Source organism: Dokdonella ginsengisoli (assembly GCF_042652785.1).
Classification (GTDB): domain Bacteria; phylum Pseudomonadota; class Gammaproteobacteria; order Xanthomonadales; family Rhodanobacteraceae; genus Dokdonella_A; species Dokdonella_A ginsengisoli.
Window position 1 is genome coordinate 539,467 of sequence record NZ_JBHSHD010000010.1, and the last position, 13,331, is coordinate 552,797.

The 13,331-nt window shown below is 65.7% G+C and carries 12 protein-coding genes; 9 read left to right on the top strand and 3 right to left on the bottom strand.

Features of this window, described 5'->3' with window-relative positions; translation table 11 throughout:
- The gene (locus tag ACFO6Q_RS14605) at nucleotides 1-543 is read left to right on the top strand and encodes a nucleotidyltransferase family protein (RefSeq protein ID WP_380021841.1); all 543 of its coding nucleotides are present in this window, start codon (nucleotides 1-3) and stop codon (nucleotides 541-543) included.
- Nucleotides 527-709: a hypothetical protein gene (locus ACFO6Q_RS14610; RefSeq protein WP_380021842.1), complete on the top strand. Its 183-nt coding sequence runs from the start codon at nucleotides 527-529 to the stop codon at nucleotides 707-709. Before ACFO6Q_RS14605 ends, ACFO6Q_RS14610 begins: the two co-directional genes overlap by 17 nt.
- A 97-nt stretch (nucleotides 710-806) precedes the next feature.
- On the opposite strand, the gene ACFO6Q_RS14615 is transcribed toward ACFO6Q_RS14610, so the two are convergent.
- Nucleotides 807-1,616, bottom strand: coding sequence for a type II toxin-antitoxin system RelE/ParE family toxin (locus ACFO6Q_RS14615; protein WP_380021843.1), 810 nt, complete (start codon nucleotides 1,614-1,616; stop codon nucleotides 807-809).
- Nucleotides 1,617-1,782: 166 nt separating this feature from the next.
- Here ACFO6Q_RS14615 and ACFO6Q_RS14620 point away from each other — a divergent pair, with 166 nt between their 5' ends.
- The 5 genes from ACFO6Q_RS14620 (at nucleotide 1,783) to ACFO6Q_RS14640 (ending at nucleotide 6,723) form a co-directional block, all read left to right on the top strand.
- Nucleotides 1,783-2,850 carry an alpha/beta hydrolase family protein gene (locus ACFO6Q_RS14620; protein ID WP_380021844.1) on the top strand — a complete coding sequence of 356 codons (1,068 nt, stop codon included), beginning with the start codon at nucleotides 1,783-1,785 and terminating at the stop codon, nucleotides 2,848-2,850.
- A 112-nt stretch (nucleotides 2,851-2,962) separates the two neighbouring features.
- Nucleotides 2,963-3,511 carry a hypothetical protein gene (locus tag ACFO6Q_RS14625; protein ID WP_380021845.1) on the top strand — a complete coding sequence of 183 codons (549 nt, stop codon included), beginning with the start codon at nucleotides 2,963-2,965 and terminating at the stop codon, nucleotides 3,509-3,511.
- A gap of 297 nt (nucleotides 3,512-3,808) precedes the next feature.
- Complete coding sequence (locus tag ACFO6Q_RS14630; protein WP_380021846.1) at nucleotides 3,809-4,453, top strand: hypothetical protein; 645 nt, start codon at nucleotides 3,809-3,811, stop codon at nucleotides 4,451-4,453.
- 64 nt (nucleotides 4,454-4,517) lie between these two features.
- Nucleotides 4,518-6,023: an ATP-dependent nuclease gene (locus ACFO6Q_RS14635; RefSeq protein ID WP_380021847.1), complete on the top strand. Its 1,506-nt coding sequence runs from the start codon at nucleotides 4,518-4,520 to the stop codon at nucleotides 6,021-6,023.
- Between the two features lie 523 nt (nucleotides 6,024-6,546).
- On the top strand, nucleotides 6,547-6,723 hold the full coding sequence (locus tag ACFO6Q_RS14640; RefSeq protein WP_380021848.1) for a SymE family type I addiction module toxin: 177 nt from the start codon (nucleotides 6,547-6,549) through the stop codon (nucleotides 6,721-6,723).
- Nucleotides 6,724-6,928: 205 nt separating this feature from the next.
- On the opposite strand, the gene ACFO6Q_RS14645 is transcribed toward ACFO6Q_RS14640, so the two are convergent.
- Nucleotides 6,929-8,149: a hypothetical protein gene (locus tag ACFO6Q_RS14645; protein ID WP_380021849.1), complete on the bottom strand. Its 1,221-nt coding sequence runs from the start codon at nucleotides 8,147-8,149 to the stop codon at nucleotides 6,929-6,931.
- Between the two features lie 127 nt (nucleotides 8,150-8,276).
- Here ACFO6Q_RS14645 and ACFO6Q_RS14650 point away from each other — a divergent pair, with 127 nt between their 5' ends.
- Nucleotides 8,277-10,604 (top strand): winged helix-turn-helix domain-containing protein, encoded by a 2,328-nt coding sequence (locus tag ACFO6Q_RS14650; protein WP_380021850.1) that lies wholly within the window; start codon nucleotides 8,277-8,279, stop codon nucleotides 10,602-10,604.
- A 15-nt stretch (nucleotides 10,605-10,619) separates the two neighbouring features.
- Here ACFO6Q_RS14650 and ACFO6Q_RS14655 read toward each other — a convergent pair whose 3' ends face one another.
- The gene (locus ACFO6Q_RS14655; protein ID WP_380021851.1) at nucleotides 10,620-11,987 is read right to left on the bottom strand and encodes an MFS transporter; all 1,368 of its coding nucleotides are present in this window, start codon (nucleotides 11,985-11,987) and stop codon (nucleotides 10,620-10,622) included.
- Between the two features lie 472 nt (nucleotides 11,988-12,459).
- Between ACFO6Q_RS14655 and ACFO6Q_RS14660 the strand changes: the two genes are divergently transcribed.
- Nucleotides 12,460-13,221, top strand: coding sequence for a DUF72 domain-containing protein (locus tag ACFO6Q_RS14660; RefSeq protein ID WP_380021852.1), 762 nt, complete (start codon nucleotides 12,460-12,462; stop codon nucleotides 13,219-13,221).
- Nucleotides 13,222-13,331: the final 110 nt, after the last annotated feature.

Here is a 13,331-nt window from a genome sequence, read left to right on the forward strand (position 1 = left end):
ATGTCGCGGCTCGTCGATCAGATCAGGCAGGCGCTGGCCGGGTTCGCCGGCTGTCGCACGCCGCCGGCGCTGATCGGCGGGCTGGCGCTCGCCGCGCACCGCGTGGTCCGCGCCACGCAAGACGTGGATTTCCTCGTCGATGCCGAGGATGCCGAGCGCATCCATGCGATGCTGATCGGTCTCGGCTATGCCTGCGTCTATCGCAGCGACGACGCGGCGAACTACCGGCGCGGCGACGAAGGCCTCGACCTGCTCTATGCACGACGTCCGCATGCCCGCCGTCTGCTGGCGAATGCCGAAGTGCGTGACACTCCGATGGGACGCTTGCACGTAGTCAGCGTCGAGGGGCTGATCGGCTTCAAGCTGCAGGGATACGTCAACAATCCGCGGCGTACGCGCGACCTGGACGACATCCGCAGCCTGCTGCGAGCCAATCGCGGGAATCTCGACATCGCCGAAGTGCGGCAGTACTTCGAGTTGTTCGGAAAGGCGGAGTTGCTCGATGCCTTGCTAAAGGAGGGCGACGATGACGCGATCCCGTAACGAGCCGGAGATCGCCGGCTTGGCAGCCGAAGCCGGAGTTCCTTATGTTCCGAGACATCCGGACGATCCCATCGGCGACTGGATCGGCCTGATGGAAGCCGTCGAGGCGCTGTGTCCTCGGTGGCCGCAGCGCGAGCCGACGATCGGCGAGCGCTTCGAGCTGTAGCCGTCTGAAACCGGGGTCAGAATGGACTGTCACGAAGCCGGGGCTGGGGCATGCCAGACCGCTTCCATCGAAACTAAACCCGCCCCGTTCCGATGGCTCACCGGTAACGTCCCGGCCCGTCCCAGACCATGACGCCGCGCTGATAAACGCGCTGTATGCCGATGACCTCGCGCGCATCGCCGATGGACTTCAGTTCCGGTGAATCCATTTCGATCATGCGGCACGCGCCGGAACCGCGTCGCAGCGCGACCTCCAGCGGGCAGACCATGAGGCGCCGCGTGCCGGGCATCGGAAGAAAGAGTTCGGTCATGCCTTGATCGCGCCAGGCGCGCAAGCGGGTTTCGTCGACCAGGTTGTAGTACACCTCGAAGCCGTCCACGCCCATGTTGGGTCCGACCGGGGGCGCATCGTCGCTCTGCCCGCGGTTGCTGCTGAGCTTGGCGGCCAGCGCCGCGTTCGCTTGGGCGGCGTCATCGGGGCGCGTGCGCATCGGGAAACCGACTTCTGCGGTGTCGCGCCGGGTCTCCGGCGGCTCGGGCGCCGTGGCGGGCGGTAGGGTGGGGGCGTCGGCTGCCTCGGGCGGCATGGGGACGACGCCCTGCACGACCGGCGTGGACGGCGGGCGCTGGATCGCGCGCGGTGCCTTGGGCTTGGCGGGTGCCGGCGGGCGAACCGTCAACGCGGGATCGTGCGGCGGCGGAGGACGCGTCTGGTCGAGGAGCGTCACGTCCATTCGGCTGCCGCCCCCGCCGCGCGGCGTGGCCGTGGTGATCGGATCAGGAGGCCGCGTCACCAGCAGTACGAGCAGCACGTGCAGCAGCGCCGTCACCAGCGCGGCCGTCCAGCGATGCATGCGCTCGGTCCGGTCCTGACGCCCTTCGACCGGCGGGCGCGACGTACGGCTCATGCCGCCCGCGGGGGATGGACGTGGCGGGCCTTCATGGGGCTTCTGCAGTGTGCGGTTCTGGGGGCAGGCATCGTAGCGTGGATGAAACGGGATCGGGCTCGAGTTCGCGGTGCACGCAGACGGGCCGTGGGTCGGACGCGAAATCGGGGGCGGAGTTCATTTTCCGATGATGCCGACGAGCAGGGCGAATGCCTGCGAAGCGACTCCGACCGGGTCTACCCCGTTTCGCATGACCAATCGGCCTGCACGCCACTCGTGCGTTACTGATAGAACGAGACCCTGGTCCACGTTTGCAGGAGCGCACCCTTTGAAGGCCAAACGACTACGTCTACGTGCGCTGGCAGCGCTCGTCTTCGCGACACTGCTGACGTGGAACGCCTGCTTCGCGGCCGCCACGCAGGCTCCCTCGTGCCGGGCGCTCGCGGCGCGTGCCGATCCGGTGGCGACCGTCGAGACGACGCTGGCCGGCGTGCCGGCCCTGCTGCGCGTTCCGAAGTCGGTGACCCGGCCACCGATCGTCCTCTGGCATGGCTTCGGTCCGCCGGCGAGCGAGCAGGCGTTGATGGAGATGTTGCCGCTGGACGACGTGCCGGCGGTGAAGGTCTATCTGGGACTGCCGCTGTTCGGCAAGCGCGCCGAGGCGGGCGGGGTCGAGGCGCTGAAGCGGCGGCAGGCGAGTGACTTCGCCTCGCGGATCTTCGCGCCCGTGGTGGTCGGCGCGACGGACGAGCTGCCGGCCGCCGTGAAGGCGCTGCGTGCGATGGACTGCCTGGCACGCGATGAGAAGATTGGCCTGTTCGGTTTCTCGGGCGGCGGCGCGGCGGCCCTGCTGGCGCTGGCCGAGCACGAGGTTCCGGTCGGCAGCGCGGTCGTCCTGAACGCCTCCACCGGCCTCAGTGCGTCGATCGGCGCGTTCGAGAAGGCGACCGGAAAGCCGTATCCGTGGAGCGATGCGGCACGTGAGCTCGCGCGTCGTACCGATGCCGCCGGCCGCGCCGGCGAGATCGCCGCCGGGCATCCGCCCGTCGCGCTGCTGATCGTGCAAGGCACGGCAGACGCGATGCTCAACCCGCAGCTCGCCGTCGACCTGCATGCCGCGCTGAAGCCGAAGTACGCAGCGCGCGACGCGCAGCGGCTGCAGCTGATCCTGGCGGACGACATGCCGCACAACGTGACCGACGCCGGTCGCATCGGCCAGCTGAGGAAGTGGGCCGGAGACTGGTTCAACCGCTGAGGGTGTCGGGAACGCCGGAACCGGAAGGGCTTCTGCCGACCCGTATCCGTCCCGCCCGCGACTGGGTACGATCCCCGGCCACCATCACGAACAAGAAACAGGGGAGAACATCATGCGTCCGATCGTCCTGGCGATGCTTGGCCTGGCAGCGACCTGTGCCGCTCCGGCGTGGGGGCTGGACATCAACGGCAACACCATCGGCATGCCGATCGACCAGGTGGCCAAACACTACGGCAAGCGCTGGACCTGCGACACGGCGAAAGACGCGCGCGCGGGCGACCAGATCTGCCGCAAGAGCAAGGCCGTGGACGAGTTCCCGCGTATGCAGAACGAATATTTCGCGCGCAACCACGTCGCCATCTTCTATCGCTTCCACGACGACCGGCTGGTGCAGATCCGCGTCTCCGGCATCGCCAAGAGCCGCTTCGACGACATCCTCGACACGCTGAAGAAGTCGTATGGCGAACCCCGGCCCGACACGGCCAGCGCGCAGGACGCATCGGGGAAATTGCCCGCGCACCCCAGCGCGCGCTGGGAGAGCGACGGCGCCGTCCTCGACCTCTCCGGCAACGCGCCGAAATCCTCCGAGCTGAGCCTGTCGCTCTACGATGCGGCGTACTGGAAGACCGACAGCGCAGCGCCGAAGACCGACGGCGGCTGAGGCAGGAACCCGGTGGCCTCGCGGGTGAACCCCGGCGAGGCCCGAGCGAGCCAATTTCCTTCTTCTCCCTCTCCCGCTCGCGGGAGAGGGCCGGGTGAGGGAAGGCAGAGCGCCGCGCCGCAGTTTTCGCCGCCGGAGCCGCGCCAAATCCAGCTCTTCGACGTCGCGCGACGCGCTCGAAACCGCAGCACGAGCGACTCCCGCCAGCAGCTAGCCCCGAGTTGCAGCGCAACTTGAACGGCCGCGATTTTTGTTGCTTACTTCTCAAATCGACGCTTCAGGGGGCGGAGATTCGGGATGGATTCCTCGGCTGGATGCCGGTGTCGGGAAGCACCGAGCAGTCGTTTTCTTCGTTTCGCGCTGATCGGCGCCGTCGCCGTCTGCGCCATTGCCTGCCAGCGCCGGGCCGCCGATACCGCGGCTGAGAAGCCTCGCCCGCAGCAGGCCGGGCAACCCGTCAATCCCTACGCCACGGCCGGCCATATCGCCGGCGCCCGCGCGGCGCTCCTCACCGGCAATCAACAAGCCGCCCGGCAGTACGTCGAGGCGATGGCGCGCGACATCTCGCGCTCGGCACGCCTGCGCGATGCCAGCCGTCCCATCAACCACGAAGCCGCGCGCACCGCGGTGCGTCCGATGCCGGGCGTGCGCTCGGCCATCTGGCTCGACGCCGACAACTTGGCCGTGATGGTCGACGGCCAGCCGTATCGCGACGTGGACATGATCGACCGCATCTGCGTGGCGCTGGAGCCGCTCGGCGACACCTTGGGCGTGGTCGTGAATCTGCAGGATGCGAAGGCGAGGAATGGTGATGAGGCGACGACGTTGTCGCGCAATTGTCAGTTGCCGGAAGGGCAGAGGGCGTTCATGCAGGCGAAGCGGCAGGTGGATGTGGTGGCGCCGGAGGTAAGGGAGCAGTTCAAGAAGATGCAGCGAAAGTAGGGGTAATGAAGAAGTGAATCTGACCCCGTCCAGCTAGAAACATTCGAATAGGGAGGGCTAAAGGATGCAAGGCTACAAAAGTCAGATTCGTACCAGCACCATCAACAGTCTGAAAGAGAAGGTCTCTCGAAAAAATTATGGTAAGTATCTCCTGAAGTTGAACATAGCTAATGTGCGTGCATTGCGTGAACAAATTATTACCTTTGACTTTCCTGTCAGTGCGCTAATTGGGCCGAATGGGGGCGGTAAGACAACAATTCTAGGTGCTGCAGCGACCGCGTACGCATCGGTAAAGCCGCGTCAATTCTTTGCTAAGAGCGGTAAGTTCGACGAGAGTATGACGAACTGGAAAGTTGAATATGAATTGATCGATCGAAGTATTAATCGGACTGATACAGTTCGTCGCACCGCTGCATTTCATAAGAGTAAATGGTCGCGCGATGCTGTTGATCGATTTGCGGTGATACTTGGCGTCTCCCGAACTGTCCCTGCAAATGAGCGTAAAGAATTACAGAGGTGCGCATCTGGAACTTTTGAAGTGGCGGATGGTAATGTTGGCGCAATTCGACAGTCCGTGGCGGACGCGGTTCAGAAGATTCTTGGGAAAAGCATAGCTGATTACTCGCATATAAAGATCGATACAGCCGGTAGGGTTTCACTATTGACCGGTTCAACGGGTGAGGGAACGAGATACTCGGAATTTCATTTCGGTGCCGGTGAATCCAGTATCATTCGCATGATAATGGAGATTGAGGCGGCTCCTGAGAATAGTCTTATTCTTATAGAGGAGATCGAAAACGGCCTCCATCCTGTCGCAACAGTTAGATTGGTCGAATATTTGATTGAGGCGGCAGATCGCAAGGCGATCCAGGCAATCTTTACAACTCATTCCAATGATGCCTTGCTTCCACTCCCTCCGGAGGCAATCTGGGCTTCAATAAATGGAAAAGTATTTCAGGGAAAGCTAGACATTTCTTCTCTGCGCGCCATTACTGGACAGATTAATGCTTCGCTTGCTATTTTTTGTGAAGATGAGTTCGCTGCGGCGTGGGTTAGATCGATGCTGAGGGCGCGTAGGGAGCTTGAATTGGATGGGGTCGAGGTTCATGCCATGGCTGGGGATGGAACTGCTGTCACAATCAACCGCCATCATAATTTAAGCCCGGCAAAACGATTCCCATCATCCTGCGTCATAGACGGTGATTCGAAGCAATTGACGAGCGACCAAGATCATGTATATCGACTTCCTGGTGAGTGCCCTGAGGCCTACGTTTTCGACCGCGTGCTAGAGGCTGCAGATGCGAGCGGCCGACTCACGATTCGATTGAGTCAGCCATTCGCTGAAGCCGCGCGGCTGATAGAGCGTCTACGTGAAATACGCAGGACCAACCGCGATCCGCATTTGCTATTCAGTCAAGTGGGTGAGGCATTAGGGTTTATTCCCGTTGAGGCGGTGCAGGAGGCGTTCTTTACGACCTGGGCAGAGGCGTATCCCACAGAAGTGGATGAGCTTATTGAGAAAATTCGGGCGCTCTTGCCCGCTGGCCGAGTAGCTTTAGCCAATGCGTAACAGCAGAGCATGCGTGAGCGTCGAAGCCCCTTCCCGTGGCTTGACGTTAGCCTAGATAACTGGCAAGCTAATTTTGCTGCGTTAAGTCCCGCAGCCGGATTTGACAGTCCGAAATCACAAGGCGCATCAGCGCCCATCGATCGATGACCGGCGCTTTTCTTTTGTCCGGTCGTCGAGGTGGGATGCCGTGCCCTCCTTATGGCGGGCGGTGTGCGGAGGCCGGAAGGCCTGCCGGTTTCTTGTGGCCGGTCTGTCAACCGTGCACCGTCCGTCACCTTGATTGACAGCTCGGTGGCGGATTCCTCAATCACACAAGGAGTCCGACATGACCCGTCCCAGAAGAGCCTCTTCCCGTCCCGCCGCTTTTATTGTGTTGCCCAGGCGCTTCGTGTTGCCCAAGCGCTCGATGCGCTCACTTCCCGTCGCTGCGAATACGCCACAAGCGGTTCCCTCGAAACCTGCGGCTCGCCCCGACGATTCGCCTCCGCCACCTAAGCGCTTCCGCACTCCCGCCCGCTGCACGATGGGCTACCTGCACTACGACGAGCGCCGCGGCAGGCTGCGGGTCGGACGCGCCGTGCCGCGCCTGCGGCTTGGCGGTCGCTGGCTGGAGCAGTTCGGGTTCTCGGTGGGGGACGATCTGCAGGTGACCGCAGGGCAGGGCTTCCTGCTGATCAGCCGCCGGCACGGCAAGGGTTGATCGCTCGCTCGTCTTTCTTGCCGTGGAACAGGGCGGCCAGGGGCCGCCCTGTTTCGATGCGAGGCTTCCGTTTCCTCATTGTTGAGGCGTGCGGGTTCGGCGGGGATGCCGCCTTCGCGAGCGGGCCGGCGACGTGCGGCGGCGGCGGCGGCGGGGACGCCCGATGGCATCGCGGCTCCGCCGCTTCCGCGGCAGAGGGTGGCGCTCAGCGAGACGCGGAATCGAAGCCATCGGCGAAGATGGCGTCCGGAGGGATCGGCACGAGCACGAAGGACTGGATCGCGAAAGGAACGATGCTGACGCCGATCGCCGCGATCGAGCCGCCGGCATTGATCGCGACGGTATTGCTCGGCGTCAGGCTGCCCGGGTCGTCGGTGGCGGCGAGCAGGTCGAGCACTTCGCCGCCCTCGTCGACCCACAGGGTGTTCGTTGCGTCTTGGGCATAGCCGATGATGGTGCCGCTGCCGTTGATGCCGGCAGCGCTGGAGAAGCCGCTGCCGAACGATGCGGCTGCCGGCAGCGGGGTCACCGTGCCGTCGGGGGCGAACGTCACGGGCACCAGCGTGCCGGTGCCGGCGATGTCCATGTGGCCGACGGCGAGGTCATTCGCGTTGATGGCATTGATCATGCTGTTCGCCGCGGCCGTTTGCGCGCTGTAGTCGCTCACGGCCGGCGTGCCAGCCTGGGCGACGAGCGCGTGCGCTGCACCCGTCGGATCGCCGGGGTCCGACCACGCTCCGACGATGCGTCCGCTCGCGCTGATGGCGGAGAACTGGCACTGATACTCGGGGTGAGCGGGATCGACGCAGCCGTAGTCGACGATGCCGTCCGCCGCCGTCCAGACGAATCCGGTGACACGGGTCGCGGCGGTGTCGCCCCAGTAGCCGACGATCGTGCCGTCTTCGCCGATCGCGCGCGGAATGACGGTCGTATCGCTGCTGCTGTAGAGCACTTCGAAGGCATCGGGTGTGTCCAGGTTCCAGCGCAGCAGCTGGATGTTTCCGGCATCGTCCGAACCGATGCCGAAGACCTCGCCGGCGTTGTTGATGCCCATGGCCGATGCGCCGCCCGCGGGCGCGCCCAGCGTGTGCAGCGTCCCGTCGGCATCCCAGTACGTCGGCTGCGAGGCGCCTCCGCTGTTGTAGAAGCCGACCGCAGTCCCGGCGTCGTTGAGGCCTCCGACAAAGCTGTAGATCGAATCCGGAACGGCGAGCGAAACGTAGCGGTACCGTGGCGGGACGGTGCCGGAAGGCCGGGGCGCAGTCGCCGGCGTGGTGGCCGTGCGCAGCCGTGAGGCCAAGGTCAGTGCCGGTTGTGTCGGGTCCTGGAGCGCGCGCGCCGGTGCGGCGGCCGCCGCGGCGGGCAACGTCAGGCATGCGGCGGCGAGGCCGATCACGCTCGCTTCGAAGAGGTTCGCTGTAGTCATCGGGCAATTTCTCTGGAATGCGGCAGGGCCGCACGCGGCCGTTTGGCGCGCATGCGGATCGGGGGCAGTTTCGTTACAGTTCCGCGCAGTCGCCTGTAGAACGGGTCGAATTCAAGTGGAATCGGCGTTGAACGCCTTGCACATGCACGCTTCCGACGAACAGGCCGCCGGTCGCGCCCCCCTTGCCTACGCATTCGGTCCGTTCACCGTGGACGTGCGCGAGCGCCGGCTGAGGCGCGACGGCGTCGACGTTGCGTTGACCAACAAGGCCTTCGACGTGCTGCTGGCGCTGCTCGAGGGCTCCGGGCGCCTGCAGACGCGCGAGGCACTGATCCGCTCGATCTGGCAGGGCGTGATCGTCGAGGAGCATGGCCTGACCGGCTACCTCAGCATGGTGCGCAAGGCGCTGGGCGATACCGGACCCTCGCCGGTGTACATCGAGACGGTGCGCCGTCACGGCTACCGGTTCATCGCGCCGGTGCGGATTTTTGAATCCGCCTCCGCCGTCGACGCAGCGGATCAGGACGTTCCGCCGGCCCCGGCAGCGGAGCCGCCGCCGGTTTCATCCCGCCGCCGCCGCGTGATGACGGGATCGGTGATCGCCCTGATTGCGCTCGCCGCTGCCGTCTGGGGATGGCAGGTGTCGCGCACGCGCGGAGCATCTCCGTCGCCGCGTTCGCTGGCGATCCTGCCGTTCGAGAACCTCGGGCCCGACAAGGACGTCGCGTACTTCGTCAGCGGCGTCCAGAACATGGTGGCCGTGAAACTGACCGGCATAGCCAACCTGCGCGTCGTATCGCGATCGTCGACCGAAGGTTACGCGAGCCGGCCGCAGGACCTGGTCAGGACGGCGGACGAGCTCGGCGTCGCGACCCTGCTCGAAGGCAGCGTGCAGAAGGCCGGCGAGCAGGTTCGCATCAGCGTGCAGCTGGTCGATGCGCGCAGCGGCACGACGGTGTGGGCGCAGGCCTACACGCGGACGCTCGACGACGCTTTCCGCGTCGAAAGCGACATCGCCGAGCAGGTCGCGCTGGCGCTCAAGGCCGACGTGCAGCCGTCCGAGGCGACGCGCGTGGCCAGTATTCCGACCTCGGACGCGCAGGCCTACACGCGGTTCCTGCAGGCCGACTACCTCAGCTGGCAGCTGCAGAACTGGGGCGTGTGGGGCGCCGGCGACATGTCCGAGGCGCTGGCGCGCGCGACGGACCTCTACCGGCAGGCGCTCGCGCGCGATCCGGACTTCGCGCTCGCCTACGCGAGGCTGTCGTACATGGAGAGCTACGCCTACTGGATATTCATCGACCATTCTGCGGCGCGCATCGCCGACGCCGAAGCGGCGGCGCGTCGAGCGCTGGCGCTCGCCCCGGATCTGCCGCAGTCGCAACTGGCGATGGGTTACGTGAACTACTACGGCTATCGCGATTATGCCGCCGCCCTGGTGCAGTTCGAACGGGCACGCCGCCTCCTGCCGAACGATCCCGAGGTCGTCGGCGCCATTGCGCACATCCACCGCCGCCAGGGGCGCCTTGCCGAGGCGATGGCGGGTTATGCCGAGGCCGCCGCGCTCGATCCGCGCCAGGCGAACTGGCTCAATCTCATCGCCGACACGCAGGCCATGCAGCGCGACTACGTGCAGGCCGCCGAGACCTACGACCGCGCTCAGGCCGTGGACCCGCGCAACCACTACGCCGCCGTCAACCGCGCGCAGATGCACCTCTTCAATGCCGCGTCCGGGCAGGCGCTGCTGGCGCTGCAGGACATTCCCAGCGGCGTTGGACCTTCGGGGGTTTCGCAATCGATGCGCTTCCAGATCGCGTGGCTCGAACACAAGCCGCGTCAGGCCCTGGCCGAACTGCAAGGCGCCCCCGACTGGGTCGACAACCCCTGGATGCTCGGTTCGACGCCGACCGCGCTCCTGCGCGCCGTAGCCGGCGACAGTGGCGGCGAGGAAGCGGCGGCGAGACGCGACTATGAAACGGCTCGTGCGCAATTGCAGACGGTGCTGCGCGAGGACCCGGACAACCCGATGTGGTTGAGCCTGCTCGGAATCGTCGAAGCCGGACTGGGCGATGCCGAAGCGGCAGTGCGGTTAGCGACGCGTGCGATCGAAAACCTGTCCGTGGAGAAGGATGCCTACGACGGGCCGTTCTACCTGATGAATCTCGCGCAGATTCATGCCCGCAACGGCGACATGGCCAAGTCGCAGGAACTGGTGCAACGATTGCTCGCGATGCCTGCGGGACTGGCGATTTCCGCGCCGCTCGCACGGCGCGATCCGCGCTTCCATGCCGGCTGGAAAGCCGAGAACGGGGCTGCGTCGCTCACCGGATTCCCGGGCGGGACGAAAGACAGGGCAGGCACCCGTGAAGCATCGAGTTCCGGCCTCGACGATCGTGCGGACGTCGCAAGCAGGCCGGCCCCGCACGCCACGCCGTCTCCGACAAAGCGCGTGTGACGGAGTTGGAACCCTTCAGCGCACGGCCTGGCGATCCATTGCCGCCGCATCGTCCAGCCAGTTCGCGCCCCGGTTCTTCAGAAAGAACACGTACACGACCAGCGACACCGCGATCACCGCGGTGGCGTACACCGCGAACAGCCTCACCTGGTCCGTGCGCAGCGCGGCCTGGTACAGCAGCGGCGCGGTGCCGCCGAATGCGGAGTTGGCCAGCGCATAACCCAGGCCGACGCCGAGCGCGCGCACGTGGGTGGGGAACAGCTCGGCCTTCACCACGGCGTTGATCGAGGTGTAGCCGGTCAGGATCACGAAGGCGAGGGCGAGCATCGCGAACGCGGGCAGCCAGCCGCTCTGCTGCGGCAGTGCCAGCACCAGGAATCCGGTGTAGAGCACGCCGCCGACGCCGAAGAACACCAGCAGGCTCTTGCGGCCGACGAGGTCCGACAGCCAGCCGCCGATCGGCTGCAGCAGCATCAGCACGATCAGCGCGATCAGGTTGATGACGACGCCGGTCATCATGTCGTCGCCGGCGAACCGGCTCTGGATCATCTTCGGGCCCACCACCGAATAGGTGTAGAACGCGACGGTGCCGCCGGCGGTGATCAGGAAGCACAGCAGCAGCGGACGCCATTGATGCACGAACAGCTCGTGCAGGGAGCCCGAGGCGCGCGCCTGGCCGCGGCGCGCGGCCTGGATGGAGTCGGAGCCGAGCGATTCGTCCATCGTCCGTCGCATCCAGAACACCACGATGGCCGCGAGGCCGCCGATGGCGAAGGCGACGCGCCAGCCCCAGTGCGAGATCTGCGCGGCGTCGAACCCTTGCAGCATCGCCAGCAGGGTGAGCTGCGCCAGCACGTGGCCGCCGACCAGGGTGACGTAGTGGAAAGAGGACAGGAAACCGCGCCGGCCGGGCAGGGCCGCTTCGGAGAGGTACGTGGCGCTGGCGCCGTACTCGCCGCCGGTGGCGAAACCCTGAATCAAGCGCGCCAGCAGCAGGATCAGCGGCGCCGCCATGCCGATGCTGTTTTCAGTCGGCGTGATCGCGATGGCGAACGAGCAGCCGGCCATGATCGTGACCGACACCGTCAGCGACAGGCGGCGGCCGTAGCGATCGGCGAAACGGCCGAAGAACCACGCGCCGATCGGCCGCATCAGGAAGGTCATCGCGAAGATCGCCCAGATGAACAAGGTGGCGTTCTTGTCCTCGGGCGAGAAGAACTGCGATTCGAAGTAGCCGGCGAAGACCGAATAGACGTAGACGTCGTACCACTCGACCAGGTTGCCTGCCGAGCCCTTGAGCGTGTTGGAGACCGAGCGGCGCAGGCGGGCGCGCGGGTCGGCTTCGGGTCCGGCGGTCGTCTGGGATGGTGCGGATGCAGTCATGCGGCGGGCCGGCGGCTGAGGGGAGGGCGGGCGCAATGGGCGAAGTGGAAATCGTACGGTCGATGAGCTCGTTGATGGGGTCGCGCGTGTTCAGGCGGCTGCAGCGATAGTCCGAGCTGGAGTGTACTTCCGGACATCGGGATGGATGGGCATCGTCGCCTCGTGTCGCCGGTTATCGCATTCGTTTTGGCTCGGTTGCAGCAACCGTCGAGGCGGCGGCATGGAATGCCGTCAGGACGCGCGGAATGCGAGGGAACCTTGAATCACTTCGTCATCCGTGCGAAAGCGGGAGGCGCCTTCCAACAGCCGCAGGCCGGTCATCCATCTTGCTCTTGAGAGGAAAGAATCAAAGTGGATCCCCGCTTTACTCGCACTGCGTGCTCGCCCTTCGGGCCGGCTCCGCCGTTCGCTCGCTGCGCTCACAGTCGCGGGGATGACGGCATCTCAAGTTGTCCATACCGCTGACATCCTCATGACCACCGCCATCTTCCCCAACACAACGCCCATCCTGCGCATCGGCTGCGCCGGATGGTCCTTGCCCGCGCCGCCAGAGCACCTCCGCGCGCAGGCGCGCAGCCAGCTGCAGCGTTACGCCGACCAGTTCGACACGGTGGAGATCAACTCCTCGTTCTACCGCCCGCATCGCCCGGCGACCTATGCGCGCTGGGCGCAGTCGGTTCCGGACGATTTCCGTTTCTCGGCCAAGCTGCCGCGCACGATCAGCCATCAACGCCGCCTGAAGGAGTGCGCGGCGGAGCTGGAGGCTTTCCTGGCCGGCGTGACCGAGCTGGGCGAGAAGCTCGGCATGCTGCTCCTGCAGCTGCCGCCCACCTTGGCGTTCGATGCGTCGGTGGCCGAGCGGTTCTTCGCGGATCTGCGCGAACGTCATGCGGGCGCGGTGGCGTGCGAGCCGCGCCATGTCTCGTGGTTCACGCTGGAGGCGGAACGCCTGCTGCGCGCGTTTTCGATCGCGCGCGTCGGTGCCGATCCGGCGCGCGTGCCTCGCGCCGCGGTTCCGGGCGGCGACCACCGCATCGAGTACCTGCGCCTGCACGGCTCGCCGCGCATGTACTACGACGCCTACGACGAGGCCGCACTGGAGCGGGTGGCGCGCCGCCTGTCGCGCTGCACGACGGTCACGCGCGAGCGCTGGTGCCTGTTCGACAACACCGCGCTTGGCGCCGCGCAGGTGGACGCCGTGAGGCTGCAGCGTCTGCTGGGTTTGAATCGTTGAACTCTGTGCGTGTCTTGCGTTGAGAGCGGTCGATTGGTCTGCCGGAGCAAATCGGGTCGAGGTCAAGGTACCGGGCGCTGCCCACGCATTCGCTCGTGCGCAGCCTTGAA